The 25,796-nt window shown below is 30.3% G+C and carries 28 protein-coding genes; 7 read left to right on the forward strand and 21 right to left on the reverse strand.

All coding sequences use genetic code 11. The annotated features are described in order from the left end of the window. Positions 1-161 precede the first annotated feature (161 nt). Positions 162-1,034, forward strand: coding sequence for an undecaprenyl-diphosphate phosphatase (locus NST35_RS10220; protein WP_001832082.1), 873 nt, complete (start codon positions 162-164; stop codon positions 1,032-1,034). A gap of 282 nt (positions 1,035-1,316) precedes the next feature. Here NST35_RS10220 and NST35_RS10225 read toward each other — a convergent pair whose 3' ends face one another. After that, on the reverse strand, positions 1,317-1,781 hold the full coding sequence (locus tag NST35_RS10225; protein WP_001832179.1) for a GyrI-like domain-containing protein: 465 nt from the start codon (positions 1,779-1,781) through the stop codon (positions 1,317-1,319). A gap of 196 nt (positions 1,782-1,977) precedes the next feature. Here NST35_RS10225 and NST35_RS10230 point away from each other — a divergent pair, with 196 nt between their 5' ends. Genes NST35_RS10230 through NST35_RS10240 form a run of 3 tightly spaced genes read left to right on the forward strand, consistent with a single transcriptional unit; the run spans position 1,978 to position 3,687 of the window. Then, complete coding sequence (locus NST35_RS10230; protein WP_001832119.1) at positions 1,978-2,658, forward strand: hypothetical protein; 681 nt, start codon at positions 1,978-1,980, stop codon at positions 2,656-2,658. Between the two features lie 2 nt (positions 2,659-2,660). Beyond that, on the forward strand, positions 2,661-3,110 hold the full coding sequence (locus NST35_RS10235) for a YaiI/YqxD family protein (RefSeq protein ID WP_002438849.1): 450 nt from the start codon (positions 2,661-2,663) through the stop codon (positions 3,108-3,110). Between the two features lie 10 nt (positions 3,111-3,120). After that, positions 3,121-3,687, forward strand: a complete 567-nt coding sequence (locus NST35_RS10240; protein ID WP_001832158.1) for an LOG family protein — start codon at positions 3,121-3,123, stop codon at positions 3,685-3,687. Between the two features lie 298 nt (positions 3,688-3,985). Here NST35_RS10240 and NST35_RS10245 read toward each other — a convergent pair whose 3' ends face one another. The 3 genes from NST35_RS10245 to NST35_RS10255 all read right to left on the reverse strand — a co-directional run bounded on the left by NST35_RS10245 (position 3,986) and on the right by NST35_RS10255 (position 5,510). Further along, entirely contained in the window at positions 3,986-4,534 is a 549-nt protein-coding gene (locus NST35_RS10245) for a GNAT family N-acetyltransferase (RefSeq protein WP_001832026.1), read from the reverse strand. 125 nt (positions 4,535-4,659) lie between these two features. Further along, on the reverse strand, positions 4,660-4,956 hold the full coding sequence (locus NST35_RS10250) for a hypothetical protein (RefSeq protein WP_001832178.1): 297 nt from the start codon (positions 4,954-4,956) through the stop codon (positions 4,660-4,662). Positions 4,957-5,087: 131 nt separating this feature from the next. Next, on the reverse strand, positions 5,088-5,510 hold the full coding sequence (locus tag NST35_RS10255; RefSeq protein WP_001832142.1) for an SA0632 family lipoprotein: 423 nt from the start codon (positions 5,508-5,510) through the stop codon (positions 5,088-5,090). Positions 5,511-5,948: 438 nt separating this feature from the next. Here NST35_RS10255 and NST35_RS10260 point away from each other — a divergent pair, with 438 nt between their 5' ends. Further along, positions 5,949-6,638, forward strand: a complete 690-nt coding sequence (locus NST35_RS10260) for a DUF1129 family protein (RefSeq protein ID WP_001832056.1) — start codon at positions 5,949-5,951, stop codon at positions 6,636-6,638. 55 nt (positions 6,639-6,693) lie between these two features. Here the strand turns inward: NST35_RS10260 and NST35_RS10265 are convergent, their stop codons facing one another. From NST35_RS10265 to NST35_RS10290, 6 genes are all read right to left on the reverse strand, one after another. Further along, positions 6,694-7,182, reverse strand: coding sequence for a DUF456 domain-containing protein (locus tag NST35_RS10265; RefSeq protein WP_001832028.1), 489 nt, complete (start codon positions 7,180-7,182; stop codon positions 6,694-6,696). A 6-nt stretch (positions 7,183-7,188) separates the two neighbouring features. Then, positions 7,189-8,397: a sugar efflux transporter gene (locus tag NST35_RS10270; RefSeq protein ID WP_001832093.1), complete on the reverse strand. Its 1,209-nt coding sequence runs from the start codon at positions 8,395-8,397 to the stop codon at positions 7,189-7,191. Between the two features lie 57 nt (positions 8,398-8,454). Continuing rightward, entirely contained in the window at positions 8,455-9,309 is an 855-nt protein-coding gene (locus tag NST35_RS10275) for a LysR family transcriptional regulator (RefSeq protein WP_001832044.1), read from the reverse strand. Between the two features lie 80 nt (positions 9,310-9,389). Next, positions 9,390-9,983 carry a DUF402 domain-containing protein gene (locus tag NST35_RS10280; protein ID WP_001832140.1) on the reverse strand — a complete coding sequence of 198 codons (594 nt, stop codon included), beginning with the start codon at positions 9,981-9,983 and terminating at the stop codon, positions 9,390-9,392. 288 nt (positions 9,984-10,271) lie between these two features. Further along, positions 10,272-10,457 (reverse strand): hypothetical protein, encoded by a 186-nt coding sequence (locus NST35_RS10285; RefSeq protein ID WP_001832064.1) that lies wholly within the window; start codon positions 10,455-10,457, stop codon positions 10,272-10,274. Between the two features lie 19 nt (positions 10,458-10,476). Continuing rightward, positions 10,477-11,622 (reverse strand): globin domain-containing protein, encoded by a 1,146-nt coding sequence (locus NST35_RS10290; RefSeq protein ID WP_001832143.1) that lies wholly within the window; start codon positions 11,620-11,622, stop codon positions 10,477-10,479. 171 nt (positions 11,623-11,793) lie between these two features. Between NST35_RS10290 and scdA the strand changes: the two genes are divergently transcribed. Next, positions 11,794-12,468, forward strand: a complete 675-nt coding sequence (gene scdA / locus NST35_RS10295) for an iron-sulfur cluster repair di-iron protein ScdA (RefSeq protein WP_001832101.1) — start codon at positions 11,794-11,796, stop codon at positions 12,466-12,468. A gap of 251 nt (positions 12,469-12,719) precedes the next feature. Here scdA and NST35_RS10300 read toward each other — a convergent pair whose 3' ends face one another. From NST35_RS10300 to NST35_RS10320, 5 genes are all read right to left on the reverse strand, one after another. After that, positions 12,720-13,196 (reverse strand): cupin domain-containing protein, encoded by a 477-nt coding sequence (locus tag NST35_RS10300; protein ID WP_001832058.1) that lies wholly within the window; start codon positions 13,194-13,196, stop codon positions 12,720-12,722. Continuing rightward, positions 13,196-13,912 (reverse strand): YebC/PmpR family DNA-binding transcriptional regulator, encoded by a 717-nt coding sequence (locus tag NST35_RS10305; protein ID WP_001832120.1) that lies wholly within the window; start codon positions 13,910-13,912, stop codon positions 13,196-13,198. The genes NST35_RS10300 and NST35_RS10305 overlap by 1 nt, the downstream gene beginning before the upstream one ends. A gap of 252 nt (positions 13,913-14,164) precedes the next feature. Next, positions 14,165-14,524 (reverse strand): transcriptional regulator, SarA/Rot family, encoded by a 360-nt coding sequence (locus tag NST35_RS10310; protein WP_002455993.1) that lies wholly within the window; start codon positions 14,522-14,524, stop codon positions 14,165-14,167. 114 nt (positions 14,525-14,638) lie between these two features. Further along, on the reverse strand, positions 14,639-16,813 hold the full coding sequence (locus NST35_RS10315) for a helix-turn-helix transcriptional regulator (RefSeq protein WP_001832107.1): 2,175 nt from the start codon (positions 16,811-16,813) through the stop codon (positions 14,639-14,641). 262 nt (positions 16,814-17,075) lie between these two features. Continuing rightward, the gene (locus NST35_RS10320) at positions 17,076-17,735 is read right to left on the reverse strand and encodes a Bax inhibitor-1/YccA family protein (protein WP_001832176.1); all 660 of its coding nucleotides are present in this window, start codon (positions 17,733-17,735) and stop codon (positions 17,076-17,078) included. A 410-nt stretch (positions 17,736-18,145) separates the two neighbouring features. Between NST35_RS10320 and NST35_RS10325 the strand changes: the two genes are divergently transcribed. After that, entirely contained in the window at positions 18,146-18,946 is an 801-nt protein-coding gene (locus NST35_RS10325) for a LysM peptidoglycan-binding domain-containing protein (protein WP_001832086.1), read from the forward strand. Between the two features lie 192 nt (positions 18,947-19,138). On the opposite strand, the gene NST35_RS10330 is transcribed toward NST35_RS10325, so the two are convergent. The 6 genes from NST35_RS10330 to graR form a co-directional block, all read right to left on the reverse strand. After that, positions 19,139-20,149, reverse strand: coding sequence for an inorganic phosphate transporter (locus NST35_RS10330; protein WP_001832181.1), 1,011 nt, complete (start codon positions 20,147-20,149; stop codon positions 19,139-19,141). Between the two features lie 14 nt (positions 20,150-20,163). Next, the gene (locus NST35_RS10335) at positions 20,164-20,781 is read right to left on the reverse strand and encodes a DUF47 domain-containing protein (protein WP_002457534.1); all 618 of its coding nucleotides are present in this window, start codon (positions 20,779-20,781) and stop codon (positions 20,164-20,166) included. A 521-nt stretch (positions 20,782-21,302) separates the two neighbouring features. Next, complete coding sequence (gene vraG / locus NST35_RS10340) at positions 21,303-23,192, reverse strand: ABC transporter permease VraG (protein WP_001832022.1); 1,890 nt, start codon at positions 23,190-23,192, stop codon at positions 21,303-21,305. Continuing rightward, complete coding sequence (vraF, locus tag NST35_RS10345; RefSeq protein ID WP_001833013.1) at positions 23,182-23,943, reverse strand: ABC transporter ATP-binding protein VraF; 762 nt, start codon at positions 23,941-23,943, stop codon at positions 23,182-23,184. Before vraF ends, vraG begins: the two co-directional genes overlap by 11 nt. 145 nt (positions 23,944-24,088) lie before the next feature. Continuing rightward, positions 24,089-25,129, reverse strand: a complete 1,041-nt coding sequence (gene graS, locus NST35_RS10350; RefSeq protein WP_002438833.1) for a histidine kinase GraS/ApsS — start codon at positions 25,127-25,129, stop codon at positions 24,089-24,091. Next, positions 25,122-25,796 (reverse strand): response regulator transcription factor GraR/ApsR, encoded by a 675-nt coding sequence (graR, locus tag NST35_RS10355; RefSeq protein ID WP_001832046.1) that lies wholly within the window; start codon positions 25,794-25,796, stop codon positions 25,122-25,124. The genes graS and graR overlap by 8 nt, the downstream gene beginning before the upstream one ends.

Genomic DNA, 25,796 nt, shown 5'->3' on the forward strand with positions numbered 1-25,796 from the left:
AATTCGCTCACAGAATAATTCTAGTCACAACTTAATACATTTATAAGACTTTGGTCTAGTATTTAGATTGTAAACACCATCAATATGATTTTCTATGCTATGATAATATGGTATTTTGAGTACTAGTAATAAATTAATAGAGATAAGAAAGTGGGTAAAGTATGTTTTTACTTGAATTAATAAAAGGCATCATCTTAGGTATCGTAGAAGGACTTACCGAATTCGCCCCTGTTTCATCTACTGGGCACATGATACTTGTCGATGATATGTGGTTAAAGTCAACTAATTTTCTCGGTTCTCAATCAGCATTCACATTTAAAGTTGTTATACAGTTAGGTTCAGTATTTGCGGCCGCCTGGGTATTTAGAGAACGCTTCTTAGAAATTTTACATATTGGCCAACATAAACCTGAACCTTCCACTTCGGGAGACAGACGTTCAAAACCACGACGTCTGAATTTAATACATGTATTAGTAGGTATGGTCCCAGCAGGGATTTTAGGATTTTTATTTGATGATTTAATTGAAAAATACTTATTTAGTGTACCAACAGTCTTAATTGGTTTATTTATAGGTGCCATTTATATGATTATAGCTGATAAGTATTCTAAAACTGTTCAGCATCCTCAAACAGTAGATCAAATTAATTATTTCCAAGCATTTGTCATTGGTATCTCTCAAGCAATAGCTATGTGGCCTGGATTTAGTAGATCCGGTTCAACGATTTCAACAGGTGTTCTTATGAAATTGAATCATAAAGCTGCATCTGATTTCACTTTTATTATGTCGGTACCAATTATGTTAGCTGCAAGTGGATTATCTTTACTAAAACATTATGAGTATATTCATTTAGCACACATACCATTCTACATTTTAGGATTTTTAGCGGCATTTATTGTTGGATTAATTGCAATTAAAACATTCTTACACTTAATTAATAAAGTTAAGTTAGTACCTTTTGCTATTTATAGAATTGTCTTAGTTATTTTTATAGCAATCCTATACTTCGGATTCGGTATTGGCAAAGGAATTTAATAAAACGCACGTATGAAATACGTTAGTCTATTTCAATATTATAGAAATGATTGTATATCAACTTATCTTCAGTTTGTTTATCATCATTACGTATAAAATTGAAATATTGTAAGATGTTCCAGATTTTACTAGGTAATGAAAGTTACCAATCATTAAACTCTCGCCAGACAGGTGGGAGTTTTTTTATTAAACTTATATTTTCTTTATTATAAATAAAATGTGTTTTGTTGCTATAAAGGTTTTTAGTATGAATACTAAAATTATCGAAATTGTCTATGTTTTTTAATTTACTTCATAGATAGGCACTAACATTTCACACACTTTATCTGTTCCCTCTTCTTCAATGTATCTCTCTATAATTGGTTCATTTCTCATACGCAAATGACTTTCATTTAAAATATTTTCTAAATTGCTAAAGAACTTCTCTATATTTATTTTTGTATGACTAACTTTAAACACAGCATATATGCCACCTGTAAAATCTCTTTTAGATATTGTCTGATCATTTACTGTTTCATCTATTCTCAAAACAACGTCATATCTACATTGATTACTTTGAACGTGGAGAGGATTATCTAATGCTATACCTAACACACCGTATTTCTCAACATATTTCCAATAATGATTAGTCTGAATCCAATGCTTAAAAGTCTTCATCATTTCAAAGTTTTTATCACTTTGATAAGTACCTATCATTCTCATATAAACGACGCTACTGTCATCCAATTTTTCAATCTTATATTTCATATTATCGCCTCCACTGAGAAAGTAACCCGAGTTAAAATTTTTTTCAACATAAATTTTAAAATTTTGTTATACAATAAAGCGCTTTATGATGTTAATATGAAAATTTTATTTTCAACCATTCAACTAGTATCAATCGTTTATTTTCATGTATCATAGGGTATGAAAAAGAATAGTAAAAGTTATGGAGGCAACGTGTATGGACAAAAAGAAACTCATTAAAACACTTATCAATGTATTACCAATCGTTATCGTACCATTAGTAACTGAACGTAAGCGTATTAAAGAACATCCAGATGTACAGAAAGTAACTAATGCTACATCTAAAGCTACTTCAAAAACAACTTCTGCAATTTCAAATAAAGCTTCAGATGTCAAAGAGTACGTAGGAGATAAAAAGCAAGAATTTGATAATAAGCGTGAATTGAAGAAAATTGCGAAGGAAAATGATCCAGCCTACATTGAGAAAAAAGGCGAAAAATTAGCTAAACAAAATCGTAAAGAAGCAGACAAAATGGACAAAAAGCTTCAAAAGAATATTGAGAAACGTCATAAAGAAGAACAAAAACAACGTGAAGCTAATCAGAAACAACGTATTAAAGACATGAAAAAAACTCAAAAATACGAAGAGCAAGTTGGCTTAACTCCTGGTAAAATAGATCACGAAATTGAGAAAAAAGGCGAAAAACTAGAAAAAGATAATCGTAAAGATATTAAAAAATTAGATAAAAAGCTTCAAAAGAATATTGAAAAACGTCATAAAGAAGAACAAAAACAGCGTGAAGAAGCAGAGAAAGCTAGAAAAAAAGAATTTAAAAAATATGAAAATTACGTGGCTGACAGTGTCGTAAAACAACATAAGGAATCAAATCATTCTTAACCATGAAGACTAACGTAATTATAGATGGAGATGCTTGTCCTGTTGTTAATTCTGTCATTGAATTGACGAAAGGGACAGGCATTTTTGTTACAATTTTAAGAAGTTTTAGCCATTTTTCACAACAAATACAACCCGAACATGTAAAAATTGTATACGTTGATGACGGTCCCGATGCGGTAGACTATAAAATAGTCGAACTTGCTAGCAATAATGATATCGTCATCACACAAGATTATGGACTTGCTAGTCTACTGATAGACAAAGTACATACTGTCATGCATCATAAAGGAAATATTTATCACTCAAACAACATCCAAAGCTTATTAAATCAAAGATATCTAAATGCTCAAATAAGAAGACGAGGTGGTCGTCACAAAGGCCCTCCTCCCTTCACAACAGAGGATAGACTTAAATTCGAGCATGCTTTTAGAAAAATCATTAATCAAATATAGGAGGCATATTATGAAAAGAATTGCTGTTTATTGTGGTGCAAGTAAAGGGAAAAACCCATCTTATGTTAAAGAGGCATACGAATTAGGAAAATATATGGCTGAACAAGGATACGAGCTTGTATTCGGAGCAGGATCAGTCGGCATTATGGGAGCTATTCAAGATGGCATACTTGAGCATGGCGGTAAAGCTATCGGTGTCATGCCTAAAATGTTAGATGAACGAGAAATAACAAGCCAAAAAGTAAGTGAGCTTATATTAGTAGATTCTATGCATGAACGAAAAAATAAAATGACTGAACTTGCCGATGCTTTTATTATGGCTCCAGGCGGTGCTGGTTCATTAGAAGAATTTTTTGAAATGTATAGTTGGGCTCAAATTGGTATACACCAAAAGCCTATAGGTGTATTTAATTTAAATGGATTCTTTGAGCCACTACAACACTTAATCGACCATATGATTAAAGAAGGATTTATTGATGAGAAATATCAAAAGCTTGCACCTTTATATGATACTAAAGAATCACTCATCGAAGGACTTAAACATTACAAACCACTTGGTGTACGTACATACGATTAATAAAGTAAAAGGTAGAGAACCCACAAATGATTTCATCTAAAGAAACATTTGTGGGTATTTTTCAATAAAACTATTAAACTCTTTCATGTTTATTAAAATCTATCTTAAAATTAAGTATCAAATAAACATAATCATTTATTATTTAATAACTTTGTAGTTTATATTATTGACTTATTATTTTCAAGTTTTTTATTATATGGATTATCATTTCCAATTATACAAAAACTACAAATCCCCATCCGTGAAGGTGCTTTTATGAATCACAATTTCATTTGTACAAGAACTACTAACTTTCCTTTCAAGAAGGAAGTAGCTCTTTATAATATCTTACATGACGTTTAAGGGGATGGTATTTACTAAGATTCGGATATTCAAAATTGTCTAAAAAAGTCATTCCTAATTTTTCCATGACTTTTCTAGAAGGCAAATTATTTTCAGAAGTAAAACTATATAATTCTTTAATTCCTTTATCTCTAGCATATTTCATTACGGCTTCTGCCCCTTCTGTAGCTAGACCATTTCCCCATACTTCTGGAATTAGCCTCCAACCTATTTCATAAAACGGTAACTCTTTAAAAGGGTAATGGCTATCTTTTGAAACGTAATTCACACCTATAAACCCTAACCATTCTCCCGTCTCTTTCAACTCTACAGCAAATAAACCTAGGCCACTCTCTTGTATTATGCTATCCATATTTTCCATGTCTATCTCAGAACGACGATAACTAAGTAAACTAGGGAAGTATCTACGTACTTGCGCATTAGCATTCATTTTTTGAAAAGGTAATAAATCTTTGGTTTCCCAATCTCTTAAGTTTAAACGTTCAGTTTCAATATAAATAACCATCTTAAACACTCCATTTAATCGAAAATGCTTATTTTGCCTATATTTTAATATAAAATTAACGCGTTATGAAGTTTTTAACTCTACTCATATCGCGTTATTTAAACATATATTCTTTTTTATATTTATTAGTTTTTAGAAATATAACTAATCAACTTAATGTGTACCGGTATTTCTTTCAAACGATCACTTTGATTTTTAGGTGCAACAAATGTTGCATCAATAAAATCATTTTGATGATTAAGGTGGTATGTTGCTACAAATGTATCTGTATCTGATTCAAAGTTAGGCAAATGTGCAATGACTCGTTTAATATCACTTGTTGTATCTTTAATAGTACGACCAGTTAGATTCTCTAACTCACGACCTAATTCTACTAATGTCATCTTTTTACCTTCTAGAATATTAAAATCTTGTTCATGCATCGTTCTTCTCTCCTCTTAAAGCTATCAACTATTCGCTATCTTCCAATCTAAATGTTTGTTAAACTCACTAATACCTATTCGCAACATATAATACCCTTCCCGTTTCGTATTTAAACGTTAGGAATAACTACCTATCGTTCTTGTCGATGATTATTTTTTCTATCATTCTGTGAGGGCTTCTGCTGTGTATGTGGTTTAGAGGATTGACTGTCATGTTCATCTTGATTGCTTTTTATTTTGTTAGTTTGATCATCATGATTAGCAGATGTCGATTGATTATCTGAAGACTTTTCTTTTGCATCATGATTATCTTTATTTTTCTTATCTCGGGATGTGCTTTTAGCAGGCAAGTCATTTACATCTTCTTGGAGACTATCCTGTTTGTGTTTAAGCTTATCCTTTTGCTCTTGTAACTTTTTCTTCTGTTTTTTTAAATCCTTATTTTCTTTTTTCAACTGATCAATGCTTTTTTCTAAAGAAGCTTTTTCGTTACTTTTACCACATGCAGTTAACACCAATGTTGTAATTAATAGTAAGGTTAACCATTTTCTCATGATAGACTCCTTTGTAGTTACTTATCGATACTCTTTATTTTAACATGGTTTTTTGATTTAATCATTTTTTAACATAAAATATCATTTCATTACATTTAATTTCACAAAGTAACATATATATTTAATGGTAAATTATTTACTCTTTATTTATAAAAGTTTTACTTTTATTAAAGTTATCTTTTTAGTTATGATATCATTCGCGCTATTTTATCAAAATTAAACGACGTTTGTGTGAAATAGAAAAAAGATTTACAATTCCTATAATTTTGTCTAATAGCCCTTTTGAACTTGTATAAGAGTAATGATATACATGTGATAATTATGATATGATTGTGTTTATCATACTAATCATCATGTTTTTAAATGATACTTTAACTTAGTTATCCTTTTTAAAGTAGTATTTATTTATGAATTTAAAATTTAAGGGAGTATTTTATTATGAAATCCACTGCGCAATTAACAAAGGAGAATAATGTCAAAGCTTTGCGACTGAACAATACCGATCGTGAAATATTTGAAAATTACATGACATATGTGCGTGCTGACTTACGAGTTAACCCTCACGATTCAGAATTAATGTTAAACCGTACTTTGAAACACTTAATTCGTGCAGGTGATACTGGAATGCTTGCGATGGAGTTTTTCAACCATGATCCTAAAGCACATGCTAAAAAAGAGATAAGGGAACTCCCAAATGAAACATTTAAAAACATTTTTAAATATATAAGTCATAACTTCATTCTTTTAATAGGTATTTTTTGTTTTCTCAAAGGATTGATTGGCTTTTTTATAGGGGGCGATAGTAATTTACTATATTTATATACGTTTCCCCTAACTGTCATTATTGGTTTAGTAATTATATTTTTATTTATTTGGATGAACTTTAAAACGGTACAATTACAGTGCTTTAACAACTCTTATTGGACCTGGTGGCTCACCTATGGTGTCATCGCATTATTATTAATCACTCTTTTTTATGTTTTTTTTATACCGCAATCATTTTTAGCGTTTGGACCATATATTAAAGTTAGTAATTGGACTTTCATCATTATTGCGATAATAATCATCCCTATTTCATTTTATGTGAATCATCACTTTTATAATAAAGAAGCAAATACACGCATATAAAAAGACTTACACTCAAAACGTTTATTTTGAGTGCAAGTCTTTATTTTATCTCAATTTAATTTATTAGAAAGACATCTAAAAAGAACCAAATAACCATTACAATCATTATTAGACCTTGAGCAATTGTACTCGCTAAAAATGCAATCACTGAGCCAAAACTCACCTTTATAGCTTGTTGAAAGTTAAACCCTTGAACCAATTCAACAATGAACACAGCAACAAAAGGAATAATGATAATACCAAAGGGAGGAAAAACGAAACAACCTACAATCACACCTATGAGCGCTGTGTATTCACCTATTTTACTTCCTCCAAAGCGATTGACGAAATATTTATTCATCACAAAATCGGCTACTAATATCATAATGGTAAAGATAATCATTGCAACATAAAAAATCCACGATAATCTTCCCTCATGAAAACCAAATTGATAAATTAAAAAACCAATCCATAACATTAAAAGTGATGGTATCACCGGTTTAATTAAACCAATAAATGCTAACGCAAAGGCTATAATAATTAAAATCCATAATATCGCTGTCATCTCTATCTACTCCACATCTTCTATTGTAATTTTTTGATCTTTCGTAAACAAGATGAGTATCATCCCTACGAAGATAGAACTTGCTGAGACAAAGAATACATTTTCCAAACCAACCCAATGACTCATCACACCACCTAGCAAATTACCACCAAGTTGTCCTATTACCATGGCATTGGCAAAAAGTGTTGATGCATAACCTGGAAAATCAGGAAGAATATCTTGAAAATAACTAATCCCAAGACCTAGTAATATTGCTAGAAAGATGGCTAAACATATTTGCCCAACAAGCATCATATGAAAATTTTTAAATACACCAATACTAAAGTAAAATGCGCCACCAAATACAGAGCCAATGATCAATAAAGTTCGAGTTGGCAATTTAGCTGATAATATACCTAATATAACCATAAACGGCACTTCTAAACCTGCACATAAACTTGCTAAATAGCCTACATATCTTTCCTTTTCATTTAAATAATCTGTCACAAAAAGTGGCATATTCATCGTATACATCCATTGCCCAATATGAAGTAATATAAACGCTATAAATGGAATAAATAATGATTTATCTTTAAACATATTTGGTGCGATTTTCTCAATATGCTGTTGTTCAGAAATTTGATTTTTTACCGGTAAATTTTTATAAAAAAACACTTGTAAAATTAAAGTAAATAAAATAATAGCTATTGTGCCACCAAATAATCCAGAATAACCTTTTAACTCAATAAGTTGTGCACCTATAAATGGCCCAAATAAAAAACCAAGTGAAAACATTGAACGTAAAACAGTATTAGCAAACTTAGCACGATCACGTGAACTTGAAGCATTGATTGATTCTCTGGCAGAGGCATACAATTGTGGCATTGCTGGTGCAAATAATCCTTGAAACAACGCATATAACACGATGAATAACCATATTTGATGAACGTAGAAATAAATTGAGAAGCTCACTGCCCCCATAAACAAAGCAGTGATGATTAGAATCTTTCTATTAAGATGATGTGTATCAGAAAATCTTGCAATAATGGAATTGACTATAAACTGACTTATCGCAGCAAGTGCAAGTAGCAGTCCATATTGTGTTGTCGTCATCCCCAAATCTTTTGTAGCAAATAAAATTAAATAAGGTACAGTCACTGCTATTCCCATACCTAGTAACAACATATTGACCACAAACAATTTATAATTCTTTATTTGCAATAATGCTGTAAACATCTTCTCGACCTCTATCCTATTTTTAGATTGCAGTTACACAACAGAATTAAGCCTCAATTATCTAATAAAGTTCAACATTAAATTTACGAATGCGTCTACTTGAGGAAGTTGTAGCATACTTGCGTCATAACTCATGTATGTTGACCGAATAAGTGGCTTTTTATCAATAGTGACTTTTTCAAATTCAAACATGTTCTTATCGATATTTTTCATCATAATTTTTGGTAGTATAGTTACCCCTACACCACTAAGCAACATTTCTTTACATGTGGCAACTTGATCAACTGTGATTGTCGCGTGATAATCATGTCCCAAATGATCGTTATACCATTGTTTAATTTGGTTAATATAAATTGGATCCGCTTGAAATTCAATAAAAGGCAGTTTAGTTACATCTTCCTTACGATCCTTAGGATATATAAAATAATGTTCATCATTAAATAAATGTGTATTCGATAAATTCATTACTTTATTTCCACGTGTAATCATCACATGGTAGTCTCGATGATGCGCTTTTATTTGTTCAGTAGATCCTACTTGAACCTGTATCTCCACATTGGGAAATTGCGAATTATAAAGACTTAATACTTCAGGAAGCAATGTTTGTCCAATAAGCGAAGAGCAACCGATTGAAATTGTACCGTTCACTTCACCAATATGTGCTTGTATTTTATCAAAAAATAAACGTTCACGTTTGAGCATATCACGCGCATGTTCAATAATCATTGAACCTTCAGTCGTAGTAATGAGCTGTTTTTTTGTACGAATAAAAATCTCAACTCCAAATGCAGCCTCAATTGCCTTTAAACGTTGAGTAACTGCAGGTTGAGAAATATATAGAATTTCTGCTGCTTTGCGTAAAGTTTTTGTCTCATCTAAAGTAATGAGCAAACGATAATCATCTATTTTCATAGCGTCCCCCTACATATGTTTTTACTTTAATCTTAGTGAAACGACATAACTTACCATCAGCGATAAATTGATTAAAATTGTTAATGTCGTCGGTGTGATTTCTTTTTAGCTTTATAGGGACGTTTATGTTTCATTTTCTGTGCTTTATGATTGATTTTATGATAACAACGCATAACCTTATCTTGTATTTCTGAAAAATTATCTTCTATTTCAATCATTAATTGATGGGCGATAATATATGCCTCATGATATTGCTTCTTTGAAATTTGTTTATTTTGTAGTGCGTACATTAAATCATCTTCATCTACAAGTTCATACTCACCATTAGGTAGAACGAGAACGTCTAAACATAAATCGATGGTACGTGCATTTCCTTTTTGAGTAATGTTCTTTATATTAATGTCAAAGTAGTATTCTAATGGATTCCCTTTATTATCAAACATGACAGTCATACTATACCGCTTCTTATCCGGTAGTATCTGTAACCATTTATAATTGTCATCTGCAACTATTATGTTTTGTCCAACTACCGTCACCTCTAAAGGCTCACGAACCTTTTTCATCGTGACCAAGCCTATAATACCTTTAAATCTATTATTATTAACTTTAACCTCTGTATATTCTCTCTCTACCAGGCGACGCCAGTGACGTTTGTCTATATATTTTACTTTCACAGTCACCAACTCCTTGCTTTTATTATATTAAACTAGGATGTCAATGTCATCTTAAGTCTCAGATAAATACTGTTTACATAAATGTTCTTATTAAATCATTAAGACTATTTTACTATAAATTGATTTATTTTACTTAAAATAGATAGAAATACTAGGTTTTAACACATAAATATTGAAATTTAAAAATGTGAACATAAAAATAAGCAACGAGTGACAGAGTCATAAACACTGTTGCTCGTTGCTTGATAAAATACCAATTTTATTAATGGTAAAACAATTATTAAAATTCTATTGCGCTTGATGTTGTTTTTTCTTAATAGTTAAATACTTTAATCCTAATGCAAATAAACCATAACCTAAAATGCCTTGCATTAATGTTTTGCATAAAGATTTATTCGTTGTTAAGCGATTAGAAATAAATGTGCTTACTAAATATAGAAAAAACACTTTAACATATCTTGGATTCATTTTCATTATATTACCTTCTTTAAAACTATACTTGAACACTTAAACGAGGAATAAATGTTTCAAAATGAACATGATTCATATCATAATTTAATTCTTTAAGAGAATTTATAATTGAATGTAAGAATTTCGTACCACCACAAATATAAATTTCAGGCTGTTCACTTAAATATTGTTCTAATTCTTTAGCTTCTAAATAACCTTCTTTATCTTTCACGTGTAAATGTAGCTGTGCTTGCTCATAATTATCTGTAATGCTATCAAGTTTTTGAGCAAATGGTCGTTCATCTTCTGTCACAACCGCTTGAATCATTTGAGTTGGAACGTTTAATGATGCAGCTTTTTTAAACATTGAAACTAATGGTGTCATACCTACGCCAGAACCAATAAACAATTGCGGTCTTTCAGTATTTTCTATTGAAAAGCCACCTACAGGAGCAGATAAATTAATCATGTCACCTTCTGATATTTCATCATGTAAAATTGTTGAAACTTCACCTTCATGTTCAGTAGTCACATCACGTTTGACACCAAATACTAAGTGATTTTCATCTCCATCTATGATTGAATAATGACGTTTAGCTCTATATGGTAACTTTTCACTAGAAACATCTACGGTAATGTATTGACCTGGTTCGAATTGACTTAAATCATATTCTTCAGATTCAACTGTGAAAGATTTGATGTCACTTGTTTCTTGTGTAATGTTTGTGATTTTAAATGGTTTAAAACCTTTCCATAACATATGGTTGTAAATTTCTTGCTCTAATTTGATAAATACATCTGCAATTTCTCCATACGCTTTTGCCCATGTTTGAATTACTGGGTCGTCACTTTCTAACCCTGTCACATCTTGAATTGCAGCAAGTAAATTTTCACCTACAATTGGATAATGTTCGGGATAAACTTGTAAAGCACAGTGCTTATGTGCCACAGGCATAATTGCTGGCTTAATTGCACCTAAATTATTAATATTCATTGCTGCAGCTAGTACTGCTTGTGCTAATGCAGCAGATTGCATACCTTTCTTTTGGTTTGTTTGGTTAAACATGTTTAATAATTCTGGGTTAGCCTCAAACATCTTAGGATAAAAAATTGAAGTAATCTCAGTTCCTTTATCTTGTAATAATGGTACAGTTTGTTTGATAATATCTTGCTCTTTTTCAGTTAGCATAATTCATTCCTCCCTCTTTTCTAATTATGATAGCTATTATCCTATATTTCAAAGGATAAATTTATGAATTGCAACCTTTTTATTATTATTTGAATATTTTATGAAGTTTATCTTTATGATTGATTCAATTTTTTACTTTTCATTTATACTAAATATTAAGGAGGAATTTTTATGATTACAAAAGAAGATATTGTTGCAGATGTTGTAACAGATTATCCTAAAAGTGCAGATATATTTAGAAATGCTGGAATAGATTTTTGTTGTGGCGGACAAGAGAGTATCGCTTCAGCTGTCAATCATAAACCAAATATTGACTTAAATTCCTTATTAAATAAGTTGAATCATATTGATAATACAGAAGGTAACAGTACCATTAATCCTAAATTTTTAAATGTTGAATCTCTTATACAATATATACAATCAGCTTATCACGAAACGCTTAAAGAAGAATTTAAGAATCTTACACCTTACATGACTAAATTGGCAAAAGTACATGGTCCTAGTCACCCATACTTATTAAAATTACAAGACTTATATCGCGAGTTTCGTGATAGTATGTTGGATCATATACGTAAAGAAGATGAGGAAGATTTTCCTAAACTCATTCAATATAGTCAAGGACAAGATGTACAAAACATTAAAATCATATTAGAAGATTTAATTAATGACCACGAAGATACTGGGCAATTATTAAATGTTATGAATCAACTAACCTCTGATTATCAAACCCCAGAAGAAGCATGTGGAACATGGAAGCTTGTTTACCAAAGATTACAAAATATCGAACGTCAAACACACCAACATGTACATCTTGAAAACCATGTGTTATTTAAAAAGGTAAGTTAATTAAATAAAACTTAGGCTTCATTTAATTAACTGAGTGCACGTGTCAAATTTCAAATTGAATTCGTTGCCCCACGTCCTGAATCCCGAACCCCAACCTGCTTTGCCTGTTGAATTTCTCGGTGAAATTCTCTATGTTGTGTTCTAAAAAATTTGAAATAGTCGTATATTAATTTAGTTATCGACTGTCAATATATCAAAAAACCTGAGACTATTACCGATGTCTCAGGTTCTTATACTTATTATATATTCTATTAATCTTCTTGAGATATAGCTAATCTTTTTATTATGCTTTCATATTGTGGATATTGACGAATCAAATATTCTTGTGTTAAAAGTTCAAAATGCTCGTATTCAAATCCAGGTTGACACATACATCCAACTAGACTATATCCCTCTGCACTATCTAAAGTAGAAGCAAAAATTGTCCCTTTTGGCACACAATATTGTAAACACTCACCACAATCTATATCTCTACCTAATTTAACAGTATGATATTCACCTTTAGGGGTTATCATATGAATCTTCAACGTCTGACCAGCATGATAATACCATACTTCATCTGCATCTATTCTATGAAAATGTGATATATCGCGCTGTGTTAATAGAAAATAAATACTGCTAAAAGACGCTCTTCCTTTACCGTCGCCTCTCATTGTTTCTTTAAAATATCCGCCTTCAGGATGCGAAATTAATTCCAACCGGTCTATCCAATCATTAGCAGTCATCATTATTTTAAATCTACATTATGGAAAACATTTTGAACATCTTCCAAGTCTTCAAGTGCATCGATTAATTTTTCAAAAATAGCTTGATCCTCTTCAGACAACTCAATATCAGTTTGAGGTAACATTTCAAACTCTGCTACTTTAAATTCCTCAACGCCAGCTTCACGTAATGCATCCTGAACTTGTGCAAATTGATCTGGTTCTGCGTAAACAATAGTCAAGCCATTGTCATCAATTACATCTCTTACATCAATATCTTGCTCCATTAGTGTTTCTAAGACTTCATCTACAGATTTACCTTCTACACCAAAGGTTGCAGTATGGTCAAACATATAAGCTACTGAACCAGATACTCCCATATTTCCTCCATTCTTACCGAACGCAGCACGTACATCTGATGCTGTACGATTTACATTGTTTGTTAATGCGTCAACTATAAGCATTGAACCATTCGGACCAAAACCTTCATATCTTAAGTGATCGTAGTTTTCGTCACCAGCGCCTTTAGCCTTATCAATAGCTCTATCTATAATATGATTAGGTACTGAATATGTTTTTGCACGTTCTAATACTAATCTTAAAGTTTGATTTGACTCTGGATTAGGCTCACCAGACTTTGCAGCTACATATATTTCTTTACCAAATTTGGCATATATTCTACTAGTATTTTTATCTTTTTGGGCTTTTTTCTCTTTAATGTTGTTCCATTTACGTCCCATAATGTCATCTCACTTTCATCATCTATGTACCATATTATATATTTAGCTACCGTCTTTGTAAAATCTGTTAACATGTTACAAACATTGTTAAATCAATCATTATAGATACCTATTGTTCCTCAAAATACAATAAACATTTTTAATAAAAAAACTGTCATCAAAATAAAACTTTTGACGACAGCAAACTCATTTTATGTAGCTTGATTCATTTCGACACATCTCTATACATTTTGTATATCGATTAAAATGTCATTAATAACTTAAGAATTTTTCAACATCTTCAAATAAAGCATCAAATTCACTCATATTATTTTCATCCATATATAGAAAAATTTTTCTTTCATCTCTATTCGATCTTACTTTATTTAACTTTTCTTTGTCTATCAATCTTCTAATAGACATCAAAATCTTAGTTCTACTAATATCTAACTCTCCTGTAGCCAGTTTTAGAAAAGTTTGCATAAGAATTCGCTCATCTAAGCAATATTTTTTAGCTAAATATAGTACAGCAAGATCGTTTAACGTCAACTTATATTTTTTATCTATATATCCAGATAATGCTTTATATTGTTTGTAAAATTCTAGTAATTTAATTAATTTCTGCTCATTCAAAATCTGCACCTCCAAATATAAGTAGACAACGCATATATCATTATCTTAAATATTTGGATAATTGTCTTTGACATTTGTTTTTAAACAATTGTCAAAATTACGAATAAACACAATTTAAGTTGTGCTACGCCTTTTATTTATTTTATCTTTTTTATATATTTCAACTAAATATACTGCATTATATTTCATTCTGATTTTCAATGGGCCCTTTTTAAAGTCATGTTCCATAATGTGCATGTATGGTCTAAAGTTCTCCTCAACTCTCATCAAGAACGGTGTAGACCAAACATATTTGTGACGTAAGTTTTGAGAAATCATATGATTAATATTGCCACCTTCATCATCAACTTTAGCAATCACACAAATATATTCATCTATTAACGCTTCATCTTCAAAGTTAATCCATATATCAACGTCTTTAAAGTCGCTCTCATTAGATTCACTTTCAATCACACGCCAATCATATAAGTAGAGATAATATTGATCAGCATTTTCAATAATATTATAGAATCGTTGTTCAATTTGGTTTTGATTAGTCATCCAACTCAAATGATTAAAAATCAGTCCAAACGTTGTTTTAAACCCATTCTCATCAAATAAATGTACAGCGTTAAAGACTTTAGGATTTGAAAATACATTTAATCCGTAGCCTTTAAAATGTTTTTTTAGTTTTGAAATCGTTTTAAATAGTAATGGAGCGCTATTACTTAAATCAATTTCATTATTATTCAGTAATTGATGATTATATAAATTTAGAAAAATTAAATTTTCACTACTAAAATCAAACTGCTTTAAATCATCTATTAAATGCTTAAATTGTAGAATATTTTTGAGTAATAAACCTTCCTCATTATCAAGTAAATAGGGTGACTTTAATCTAGCATTATCAATATAAAGATAGTCAAATTTTAAACGCTTTATTTGCGAAGCTAATGATTTAAATTGTGCAGTGTCATTAAACATGCAACTAATATCTAAACCTATTTTATATTCCAATTCGATGTTTTGTATCTTCAAGATATTACGATAAATTTCTCGAATACTTTTTTCGTTCAAATTAAATATAAATTGCACATTGTAATCTGAAACAGAACATTTATTCATAATTTTTAAGTTTTCATATTGATATGTAAAAAGTTGATTAAGTTCATATATTTGCTCGATTTTATCGATGCTAAATGCGACGTGCAAGCGATATTCAATAATAATTTTAATGATATCATTCATCTCTTCTTGAGAGAACAAATTCTTATATTGGCATAAGTTAGGCATAATACAAAAAATAATATTTGAACCTTCATACCCTATTTTTTTATGAATACCTTGCAAAAACAACATTTTAATTTCATCAATTGAATTAATTTGAACGACAGAATAAAACGTTGAAACATTAGAAATTGGATATTGGTCAATAACAATTTCATCATAATTATCTAACTCATTCGTTGGCATTTTAGAACATATTAATGATTGTACACATGATTTTAAGTGTTCTGAAACATCATCATCAGAACATCCATTGTACTTATCATATTTTTTCATTGCACGATATGCATTGGGCGTTACACTTAAATAATTTTTGAATTGTCTAGAATATGTAGATACATTACTAAATCCTAACGTTTCACTAATTTGGCTTATCGTTTTAGTTGTCGTAAGTAGCATCTCTATAGATTTACTAATTTTAAGTGTATCTATATATTTTTTAAATCCCATACCTAATAACAAATGAAACTGCGTAGAAAGGTTGGACTTAGAAACATATAATTTATTGGAAATATCTTTTAGAGTAAGTCTTTCTTCGATGTGATTATATATATAATTCAATTCATCCTTTAACTCACCATAATAATCATACATATATTGGTCTTCAGCAATTTTTTTGTCAATAATAGCCTCATTAGCAAGAATATGAACAATTTTATTGATAATATCTTGCTCTTTATCCACATCATTATCTAAAAAATTCAACGTAAGTTGAGCAACTAGTTCTTTAATTTCTTTCTTAGATTGTATTAAATCCGAAATATAATGGTAATTAAAAAAAGAATAGCCTAACTCTGTAAACCAATCACTAGAAATATATACTTCTAGTGTGATGCCATTGTCACTGATACTAAACACATCCATATTATTCACAATATATAACTCATCTGAGAGTATCCTTTCTTTCATAAATTGTTGAAAGTGCATACTCCCTTCGATAGGCCAAAATAATAAAATGCCGTCTTGACATCGTGTTGCCGTATATTCTTTTTTTGAAAGTATATGCAAACAAGAATTTGCCATATCTTTACCTCTTTCCCTCAGTCTTTTATGCCCATATCAATTCATGTAAATTTTCACAAGTATCAGAAAATAATCTAACACAATATAAAAATAAATCAAAAAGAAAAAGATATATTTAATCATTTTTTTATTTTTGTACTTCATCTTTTCTATTAGATATAAAAAAAGATGTGTCGTGTTGAGAGTTCAACATTAAATGAAAAACCCAGAAACTCTCTGATAGAGAAACACGATCACATCTTTTAATTCATTCATAATCTCTTTAGTTTTTAAAGCGATTTGCTAAACTAAGTATATCTTCGATGATATTTAATAAGTTGATAAACAAATTAAATCCCATTTCTCTTGGTGAGAATTGACCTCTTTTCATTCTATTAAAATCGTATAAAGTATAAAGGAGAAACAATAATAAGCTCACTATTGTAATGACAGTATGAAAAATTGGATTATTAATAAATATCCCTATAATCCCAGCTATAATTAGCGCAATTAATGTCACAAACAAATATTTTCCCATACTCGAAGCGTCTTTTATTAAAAAGTAACCTATAATACCAAAAGCTATAAATGCACCAATAGCAAGAATAATATTTTTATAGAATACTTCTGCTCCTAAATTTTGTAAGTAAGTCGTAAAAAGAGCATACGAAAGCAAACCTACAATAATAGCGTATATATGAGAGATCACTAATCCATATTTTCGCGCACGTTTAATAAACAACGTTGCTAATATCAGAATTAACAATCCTAGAGACAATGGTTTTCTCCATGACATAGGAAGATATTGTCCAAAATAACAACCAATCCCAAAAATCATCCAATAATACATAAAATATAACCAAACTTTTGCATAGGCATGTGTTTGGTTCTTATCTTGAGATTGTCTTTTATGATCAGTTGATTGGTGTGTCGATTGTGACATTATAATAACTCCTTTTCTATATTAAATAATTAGGTAATAAAAATTTTACAACACTATAAAGAATTACAAAAGTATTTAAGTTCATAAATTCTAAATATATAGAAGTTTTAGAAAACTCATTACATTGAACTTTACTTTATTACAATTTATCTAATAAATATTAAGAAAAGTAACGAAATATGTCTTATAAATAGCGATATATCAACTTTCTTTAATAAATGTTCAGAACAATACATTATTTTAACAATGTTACAAGATAATAACAAAGCCCACAAAGTCAAATATTTTTGTTAGTATGGGGTACGTAATAAAAAAACAAAAAGTTAATGTACAGAGACTTGTCGGGACAATTATCTAAATCATTAAACTTAAATCAATTAAATCTTTGTTATATTTAAGGAGGAGTTACTTTGAAAAAGTTAGCCTTTGCAATTACAGCCGCTTCAGGCGCAGCAGCAGTTCTATCACATCATGATGCTGAAGCTTCTACACAACATAAGGTTCAATCTGGAGAATCCTTATGGACTATTGCACAACAATACAATACTTCAGTAGAAAGCATTAAGCAGAATAATAATCTTAGCAACAATATGGTATTCCCAGGACAAGTTATTAATGTAGGTGGAAGTGCTTCACAAAATACTAGTTCAAACACTTCTTCAAGTTCAGCATCTTCACATACTGTAGTAGCAGGTGAATCATTAAACATCATAGCTAATAAATATGGTGTTTCAGTTGATGCATTAATGCAAGCAAATCATCTAAATGGTTATTTAATTATGCCTAACCAAATATTAACTATCCCTAATGGTGGTTCTGGTTCAGGATCAGGTGGTACAGCAACTCAAACTAGCGGTAATTATACTTCACCTTCATTCAACCATCAAAACTTATACACTGAAGGTCAATGCACATGGTATGTGTTCGACAAACGTTCACAAGCTGGTAAACCTATCAGTACTTACTGGTCTGATGCAAAATACTGGGCGTCAAATGCAGCGAATGATGGTTATCAAGTTGATAATACTCCATCTGTTGGTGCAATTATGCAAAGTACACCTGGACCATATGGTCATGTAGCATACGTTGAACGTATTAATGGTGATGGTAGTATTTTAATTTCAGAAATGAATTATGCAAATGGTCCATACAATATGAACTATCGTACTATCCCAGCTTCAGAAGTATCTTCATATGCATTTATCCACTAATCATTGATGATTAATGATTTTACTACAAGGTAATGGAATATACCTTGTAGTTTTTTATTTTAATAGAATGATTGAACCTCATTATTTTATATTTTAAGCAATTCAAATAAAAAGGCCACACAAAGTTGACTAAAAATGTCAGTCTTTGTGTGGCCTTTAGCTATATGTACTTACGTATTATACAAACCTTTTTTATTTTAAGAACAGATGAATAATAAAATAAATAATTGCTGCTAAAACAGCTGAGATAGGTAAAGTAATCACCCATGTTACAACCATACGTTGAGCAGTACTCCATTTAACACCTTTCGCACGATTTGAAGCACCTACACCTAGAATAGATGAAGACACAACGTGTGTAGTAGATAATGGGAAATGTAATGATGACGCTACGAAAATCGTTAATGCTGAAGAAATATCAGCGGCTGCACCGTTAGCAGGTCTAATTTTCATAATATTTCCGCCAACAGTTTTGATGATTTTCCAACCACCTACTGCTGTACCTAATCCCATAGCTGTTGCACACGCAACTTTAACCCATACTTGAGGTTCAACATTACTACCATCTTGTAAATTACCTACAATTAAAGCTAATGTGATAATACCCATAGATTTTTGAGCATCGTTTGTACCATGTGAGAATGATTGTAATGCTGCAGTAAAGATTTGGAAAAACCTAAAATTACGATTAGTACGTGTTAAATTTGAATTTTTAAAAACGATTTTAACAATCGTATACATCATATAACCTACACAAAAAGCTATAATTGGTGAAATGATTAATACGATAATAATTTTTGTAAAACCTTGATAGTGTAATACTGCAAACGAACCTTGCGATGCAATGGCTGCACCCGCTATAGATCCGATTAGTGCGTGAGAAGATGAACTTGGTATTCCATACAACCAAGTGATTAAATTCCAAATAATGGCAGCAATAATAGCTGCTAACACAACAACTAAACCATGTTGTAATTTGAATGGATCAACGATATCTTTTGTAATAGTTCCAGCAACACCTGTGAAGGTCAATGCCCCAATAAAGTTCATGACTGCTGCTAATAAAATAGCTCTTCTTGGTGTTAATGCTCGAGTAGAAACCGCAGTAGCTACAGCATTAGCTGTATCATGGAAACCATTGATAAAGTCAAATATTAATGAAAATATAACTATAGCTATCGTGACAATTAAAATATATGACATAAATAAAGACTCCCTTAGCTATTTTTCATGATTATAGTTTCAAAATTATTAGCAACAGCTTGACACTTATCTGCTATTTCTTCCATGCTTTGATAAATATCTTTTATTTTAATTAATGTGATTGGATCTGTTTCACTGTTGAAGATGTGTTTCATCGACTGTCTTAAGATACCGTCGCAATTTGTCTCAAATTCTTTAATATTAATAGAATGAATGCGCATGTGAGATAACTTTTTGTCTACAAGTAATCCTACAGCTAGCTTCATTTCGGCAACTGCTTTTTGTATGTTTTCTACAAATTCAGCCATGTACTCATCTGTATATTCAATTGAATACATTTCAAACATTGCTGATGTCTCTTCCATAGCATCTAGAACATCATCTATTGCATTGCATAAAGATAAGATATCTTCACGTTCAATTGGTGTAATGAATGTTTGGTTGAGATCAGAAATAACTTGATGCATAAGTTCGTCACCATGTGACTCATACGTTTTAATATTATCAGAATAAGCTTTCAAATCTAAGTGTGTATTGAAGTCCATTTTGCCGAATTCAATAGCTGCACGGTCTAGATTGAATACCATTTCTTCTAATTGAACCATGAACTTATCCTTTTTCTTACTAAACATTAAAAATCCTCCATTTTGAGCGATTGTCATCAATCACATTATTAAATTTTATTTGCGTAAGACAAGTGGTTGAGGAACTGATTTACAATTATTATAAAAAGTAACTAGCAATTCTTATATTGTAAAAATTGTGTAAATTTAATATATAGTAATCATTTATTGATGTTCGCCAACATCCAGTTTTGTCCCTACTTGAAAATATCACAAAATTTACATAACCACAATTCTATTTACAAATTCTTAACAAACTAGATATTAAATTTTTACATAAGTGTCTCATAATCTTATTAAAAATGATGAGCGATAAAATCATGGAAACACTTTTATCCACTCCAACTTTAAAATAACGATTTATTAAATCAATTTCAAATATTAATTGTAATTTTCATTCAATTTAATAAAGCGACACTTTAATCATTTGTTATTTTCAATGATTAAAATGTCGCTTAGTATTATCAATTGAGTTTTGAAAATATATTAAAATCTATAAATTAAATAACACAAATTCAATAAGTATAAATTTATATCGAATGTTTAATTGTTCTTTTAGAATGATTATAAGCTATAATAGCAAATACTGCATAAGTTGCTGTATAAACTGCCATAACTATAAAAATAGGTATTTGATTTGTCACATTCATTAAATGCATATAAGCAAGTGAAGCAAAATATGCATGCAGTAATGCAATAATTAAAGGTAAACCAAAATTAAATATTACCTTAAGTTTCAAACCTTTAGACATATCTTGATGCGTAAATCCTAGCTTACGAAGAATCGTGTAGTTCTCAAGTTCGTCTTCCGTTTCATCAATCTGTTTAATGTAAATTATACATCCTGCTGCGATTAAAAATGTAATTCCTAAAAACGATGTCACAAATAATAAAATACCAGTTAAACTAGAAATTTCACTTGCCGCTTCACTTCTTGTTTCTATATCTTCATTGATACTACTAACTAATTTTTCTAATTCTGGTAAATCATTTTTATTTTTAAGATCAAAACCATATTGGGAAACAATATTCTTTTCTTTTATATGTTCTCTAATTTTTTGATAATCTTCATCATTTAAAATAAGTGTCGGTCTACCACGATCAACATCAGACATAAAATAGACTTTATTTATCCCTTTTCTCAAACTTACTTTTAAACGAAACTTCTTACTTCCTACATAAGCCGTCCTTTTTTTGTCTGTTTTAACAACATCTTTGAGAGATCCTCTAGGTATAATAATATCTGTCTGCCCTTTTTTCGTACTTACATTTGGAATATATTTATCACTCGTTACTGTGATTTCTTTCGGTCTATATACACCTTCGCTAAAAAGATGATCTTTATAAACTTTTGCATACACGACCTCTTTATAATTATAGTAATGTTCAATATTACGGTTATTTAATTTAAAAGCAAGTTCATTTGCTTGTTTCTGATTCTTTAACGTAACATCATGTGGTGAACTCAGTAACACTTCATTTGTTAACGTACTACGACTTAACGCCGCAAAACATAATACAGAAACTGTTATTGCTGACACAACAGTCATTACAGTTAGAGAAAATGCATTCTTCTTAACACGATATATAATAGGTGATGTGAACATAACATCTGTGACACTTACCGTTCCATTTCTCAACCGCTGTATCGCTTTAAATATCAATGAAACTGTACTTCTAAAGAAAAAATATGATCCTATAACAGTTAAAAATAAAATAGCAAAAGGTTGAATAATTGTTTCTACGTTATCTACTAATTTAGTCGACATTATATAACCACTAACTATCATAATAATCCCTAGCAAACCTAATACAACTTCACCAAGTGTTGTGCGTGTATGACTGAACTCTTTTTTATTTACATCAGACGCTAACTCTTTAATAGAACGTTTAAGTAAATATACATAGCTTTGAAAGACTATAAGTACATATGACACAGCTATTAATAATAACGTTTCTAAAATGGCATGATAATTAAATATAATAGAAACACTCACGTTGATTCCTAATAATCGCAATACAATCATGAGTAAAATTTTCGAACCAAAGATTCCCAATATGATACCTACAATAGTTGTCATCATAAATGTCATCAATTGCTCCAACATAATCATTTTCATGATATCTTTCTTTGTTAGACCAATAATTTGTAATAACGATAGTTCACGACCTCGTCTTTTCAAAAATAAAAAATTAGCATAAAGCAAAAAGACCACAATAATGATAAATAAAAAATAACTTCCTACTTGTGAACCTTCTTTGATGGCAGGAAACGATTGATTACCGTGTAAATGGTGCGCATATTTTAAAGTTACAAAACTAAAATATAATACAACGCTGATAACAAGAGATAATAAATAAATAGCATAGTGCGTCACATTTTGTTTAAAGTTTTTGAAGATAATTTCATTAAAGCTCATAATTGATGCCACCAAGTACACTTTGCGTTCTTATAATTTCTTTATAAAACGTTTGTTTATCATCATCACCTTGATACAACTCAGTAAAGATTTGTCCATCCTTTAACATCACAACACGGTTTGAAAAACTAGCCGCTACTGGATCATGTGTCACCATAAGTATGGTTGTGTTAAATTCCTCATTCATATATTTAAGACGCTTAAGTAAATCTAGTGTACTTTTAGAATCTAAAGCACCTGTAGGCTCATCAGCAAATATAATTGAAGGTAAATTAATAAATGCCCTTGCTGCTGAGGTACGTTGACGCTGTCCACCTGACAACTCTGATGGATATTTATCACTAATATCACTAATGTTCAAAGCTTCTACTATACGTTGATAACGTTCATGCATTATTTGTTTATCTAACTTTTGAACTGATAGTGGAAGCATGATATTTTCTTTAACGGTTAAGGTATTTAAAATATTATAATCTTGAAAAATAAATCCAATATCTTTTTTTCTAATATCAGATAATTGCTTATTAGATAACTTCTCAAGTTGTTTCCCGTTGATTGTAATAGATCCTTTAGTCATATAATCAATCGAACTAAGTACATTTAATAAAGTTGTCTTTCCTGAACCAGAAGGTCCCATAATTGATATAAACTCACCTTCATCAACATCTAAATTAATTTCTTTCAAAACTTCTTGGAAAGCTTGCTTATCACCATAGACTTTTGACAACTGTCTTACCTCTAATATCGACAAATAATCACTCCTGTCATACTTCAACCAAATTATCTTTTTACGAAGACAAACTTAATGTAGACTATCATATCTTCTTTAATTTACATCTTTTATTATATCGATTATTTATTACAATTGTGATAATAGTAAGTAACAAAACGCACGTTTAAAATGACAATCTTGTCACTTTAGACATGCGCTCAATGATTTCATTTTGTTGTGGGAAAATGAAATAAAACGTTGTTCCTTTCCCCACTATTGAATCAACTTTAACTTCAATCCCAAGTTGTTCTTTCACGCTTTGTACAAGGTATAATCCCATACCAGAAGACGCAGTATCGTTGCGGTCTGTTGTAGAAGTAAATCCTCTATCAAATATACGTGGTAAATCTCTTTTACTAATTCCACGACCGTAGTCTTTAATTTTTAAAACAACGTGTCCTTCTATGTTATAACCACTTAAATTTATTGTAGAATTATCACTATATTTCAAAGAGTTAGATAGAACTTGCCTAATCATCATACGGCACCATTTAACATCTGTATAAACCTTTTGTTCGTCTTTAAAATCTAATTCAAAACCTATCCCTTTTGCCTGACTGATATGTCGAGTAACTTGTATTTCATCTATAACCATTCTCTTTAATGAAATATAATCAAAATACATATCACGATGATGTGTTTCAAGCCTTGTTAAATATAATTGCTTATCTAACATCTCATTAATACGAGACCATTCAAATAATAACGCTCGCTTACGCTGATCATCATTCTCTTGATCTATCAATAATTTCATAGCCGTAACAGGTGTTTTTATATCATGAACAAACTCTGTAATTGTTTGTTCATGATTTTTAATTTGTAATTGTTGTTCGACTACTTTCTCTTTTTGAGCGGCTATATGACGATACAGATAATCTATGACTTGTTGTTGAAATGGGGTTTCTGCCAAATCTTTATGCTTAATTTCTTCAATTTCTTTATCTTCATAAAAATGTTTAGATAGACGGACTTCTTTAACAAACGTAAATAATAAGAAAAGTATACTCAATCCTACGTTTAATATCACTATATAAAATACACTTTCAACTGAAATCTCATAATCTATGTAGGCAACACCTAATAAAATAATGTTGAGAAATAATATCCACAATATCCAATTAATACGAGATTTTATAAAAAACCAAAACCATCGAAAATTATTCATGAGCTAAGTATCCTTTACCAACTTTGGTTTCAATTGCACTATCCATGTCAATTTCTGATAATTTTTTTCTTAATCTATTAACATTAACTGTTAAAGTATTATCACTAACAAAAGCTTCATCATCCCACAAAGCAGTAATGAGAGTGTCTCGTGTCACGATTTGATTACGTTTATTGATTAACATCTCTAAAATAATCATCTCTGTTTTAGACAAAAAGATAGTTTTATCATCTTTTTGAATACTATCTTTTGATAAATCCACAGTAGCGTCTTGCCAACTTAACGTTCTCTTTTCTTCAACTCCAAATTCATAAACGCGTCTATAAATAGCTTGTAGCTTAGCAATTAAGACGTTTGTATAAAATGGTTTTTGCATATAATCATCTGCACCAAGTTCCATACTCATCACTTGATCCATTGGATTATCTCTTGATGATAAAAATAAAATAGGAACGTTCGACTGTTGTCTCATTTTTCGACACCAATAAAACCCATCGTATTTCGGTAATTGAACATCCAAAATAACTATTTCTGGATTAAATGTTTCAAATGTCTCCATCACATGACTAAAATCTTCGACACCAACGACATTAAAATCCCATTGTTCTAATTCCTTTTTTAATTCTTGAAAAAGCGTATTATCGTCTTCGACTAATAATATTTGCAT

This window comes from Staphylococcus sp. FSL W8-0304 (genome assembly GCF_038006565.1).
In the GTDB taxonomy this organism is placed as follows: Bacteria; Bacillota; Bacilli; order Staphylococcales; family Staphylococcaceae; genus Staphylococcus; species Staphylococcus epidermidis.

Coding starts and splice junctions, on each gene's coding strand:
- NST35_RS10220 (WP_001832082.1), top strand. CDS start 162: ATGTTTTTACTTGAATTAATAAAAGGCATCATCTTAGGTATCGTAGAA.
- NST35_RS10225 (WP_001832179.1), bottom strand. CDS start 1,781: ATGAAATATAAGATTGAAAAATTGGATGACAGTAGCGTCGTTTATATG.
- NST35_RS10230 (WP_001832119.1), top strand. CDS start 1,978: ATGGACAAAAAGAAACTCATTAAAACACTTATCAATGTATTACCAATC.
- NST35_RS10235 (WP_002438849.1), top strand. CDS start 2,661: ATGAAGACTAACGTAATTATAGATGGAGATGCTTGTCCTGTTGTTAAT.
- NST35_RS10240 (WP_001832158.1), top strand. CDS start 3,121: ATGAAAAGAATTGCTGTTTATTGTGGTGCAAGTAAAGGGAAAAACCCA.
- NST35_RS10245 (WP_001832026.1), bottom strand. CDS start 4,534: ATGGTTATTTATATTGAAACTGAACGTTTAAACTTAAGAGATTGGGAA.
- NST35_RS10250 (WP_001832178.1), bottom strand. CDS start 4,956: ATGCATGAACAAGATTTTAATATTCTAGAAGGTAAAAAGATGACATTA.
- NST35_RS10255 (WP_001832142.1), bottom strand. CDS start 5,510: ATGAGAAAATGGTTAACCTTACTATTAATTACAACATTGGTGTTAACT.
- NST35_RS10260 (WP_001832056.1), top strand. CDS start 5,949: ATGAAATCCACTGCGCAATTAACAAAGGAGAATAATGTCAAAGCTTTG.
- NST35_RS10265 (WP_001832028.1), bottom strand. CDS start 7,182: ATGACAGCGATATTATGGATTTTAATTATTATAGCCTTTGCGTTAGCA.
- NST35_RS10270 (WP_001832093.1), bottom strand. CDS start 8,397: ATGTTTACAGCATTATTGCAAATAAAGAATTATAAATTGTTTGTGGTC.
- NST35_RS10275 (WP_001832044.1), bottom strand. CDS start 9,309: ATGAAAATAGATGATTATCGTTTGCTCATTACTTTAGATGAGACAAAA.
- NST35_RS10285 (WP_001832064.1), bottom strand. CDS start 10,457: ATGAAAATGAATCCAAGATATGTTAAAGTGTTTTTTCTATATTTAGTA.
- NST35_RS10290 (WP_001832143.1), bottom strand. CDS start 11,622: ATGCTAACTGAAAAAGAGCAAGATATTATCAAACAAACTGTACCATTA.
- scdA (WP_001832101.1), top strand. CDS start 11,794: ATGATTACAAAAGAAGATATTGTTGCAGATGTTGTAACAGATTATCCT.
- NST35_RS10300 (WP_001832058.1), bottom strand. CDS start 13,196: ATGATGACTGCTAATGATTGGATAGACCGGTTGGAATTAATTTCGCAT.
- NST35_RS10305 (WP_001832120.1), bottom strand. CDS start 13,912: ATGGGACGTAAATGGAACAACATTAAAGAGAAAAAAGCCCAAAAAGAT.
- NST35_RS10315 (WP_001832107.1), bottom strand. CDS start 16,813: ATGGCAAATTCTTGTTTGCATATACTTTCAAAAAAAGAATATACGGCA.
- NST35_RS10320 (WP_001832176.1), bottom strand. CDS start 17,735: ATGTCACAATCGACACACCAATCAACTGATCATAAAAGACAATCTCAA.
- NST35_RS10330 (WP_001832181.1), bottom strand. CDS start 20,149: ATGTCATATATTTTAATTGTCACGATAGCTATAGTTATATTTTCATTA.
- NST35_RS10335 (WP_002457534.1), bottom strand. CDS start 20,781: ATGTTTAGTAAGAAAAAGGATAAGTTCATGGTTCAATTAGAAGAAATG.
- vraG (WP_001832022.1), bottom strand. CDS start 23,192: ATGAGCTTTAATGAAATTATCTTCAAAAACTTTAAACAAAATGTGACG.
- graS (WP_002438833.1), bottom strand. CDS start 25,129: ATGAATAATTTTCGATGGTTTTGGTTTTTTATAAAATCTCGTATTAAT.
- graR (WP_001832046.1), bottom strand. CDS start 25,796: ATGCAAATATTATTAGTCGAAGACGATAATACGCTTTTTCAAGAATTA.